The organism is Okeania sp. SIO2B9 (assembly GCF_010672505.1).
Lineage (GTDB): Bacteria > Cyanobacteriota > Cyanobacteriia > Cyanobacteriales > Microcoleaceae > Okeania > Okeania hirsuta.
Genome location: NZ_JAAHGK010001596.1, coordinates 1 through 1,457, shown reverse-complemented (window position 1 = coordinate 1,457; position 1,457 = coordinate 1). Strand labels below are relative to the sequence as shown.

Below are 1,457 nucleotides of genomic sequence, written 5' to 3'. Positions count from 1 at the left end.
GTTTAATGAAACAAAAGTTCAGAAAATTTGCTTTAGGAATGACTTTGACAATTTTGTTGATAGGTTTAATTGCCTGTCAATCAAATTCGTCTGTAAAAAAAACTAGAGTTCGTGCTGCCCATAGTAATTGGGTTGAAGAACATTTCCAAACAGAAATTGTGAATATTGGTCTGGAAAAACTTGGTTATCAGATTGAAAAACCGAAAGAAATTGATTACCCTGCTATTTATTTGTCTGTTGCTAATAGTGACCTAGATTATAGTGTTATCGGTGCTGAAAAAGCACACCAAGAATATTTTAATAATGCTGGGGGTGAAAAAAAGTTAGAGCGAGTTGGAGTTCTGACTCCTGATTTGATACAAGGTTATCAAATCGATAAAAAAACTGCCGATAAATATAAAATTACTAATCTTGGACAACTTAAAGACCCGAAAATTGCTCAACTATTTGATTCGGATGGTAATGGTAAAGCTAATTTAGTTGGTTGTAATCCTGGTTGGTTTTGTGAACGAATAATCGATCATCATATCAAAGCTTATGGACTAGAAGATACAGTTGAACACAATAGAGGACAATACATTATTTTGCTTGCAGATGTTATTAGTCGCTACCAGCAAGGGAAAAGTCTTCTCTACTATGCTTATAATCCTCACTGGGTATCTACAGTTTTAAAACCAGACAAAGATATAATTTGGTTGGAAGTTCCCTTTACCTCTCTTCCAGAATCCCAGAAAAATATAACAGTAAAAGACACCACTATAGAAGGTAAAAATCTTGGATTTGCTGTTGATCGCCTGCGAATTTTTGCTAACAAAGAATTTTTAGCAGCTAACCCAGTTGCCAAACGTTGGTTTGAACTGGTTCAAATTCCTGCTGAGGATATGAATGTTGAAAGTCTATATATTAAAGAGGGTGAAGATTCTCCAGAGGATATTCGTCGCCATGCTAAGGAGTGGGTTGAAAATAATCAAGAGTTGTTTGATCGTTGGTTAGAAGAAGCAAAAAAGGCGGCAGATGTTTGACTTATACTAATAGGACTTACGCACCTGAACGTATTTCCGTCATTGCGACCCATAGGGTTTGCGGAGCATTCCGGAACGGAAAGCAATCTCAAGTCCTAGTTTTTCGTACCTCATACCTAACATCCTGATAATATTAAATTTGGTTCAATAACATCACAATCAATAGACTTGTCGCTTTATAACTTAAAAACCCCCAAAAACCTTGTTCTGTAAGGATTGTAGCTATTGGACGGCAAAACTGCTGGGAATTATTGCTCTGTCTAGGTTAGAGTGATTTTTTCCCTTTATTTAGCGACAACTCTAATTATTAATATCATGTCCGGTAGCATCGGTCTTGTATAGCAAAGGTAAGGAAGAAGGAAGAAGGAAGAAGAAAGAGGGAAGAGGGAAGAAGGCTACCCTCGCAAGAAAAAACCATCATTTCCTGTAGATATT

Annotated in this window: 1 protein-coding gene; it reads left to right on the top strand. The window is 36.4% G+C overall.

Translation table 11 applies throughout. The features are described 5' to 3' along the window. On the top strand, positions 1 to 1,022 hold a 1,022-nt coding region (proX, locus tag F6K13_RS32955; RefSeq protein WP_353735753.1), incomplete at its 5' end, for a glycine betaine/L-proline ABC transporter substrate-binding protein ProX. Positions 1,023 to 1,457 lie beyond the last annotated feature (435 nt).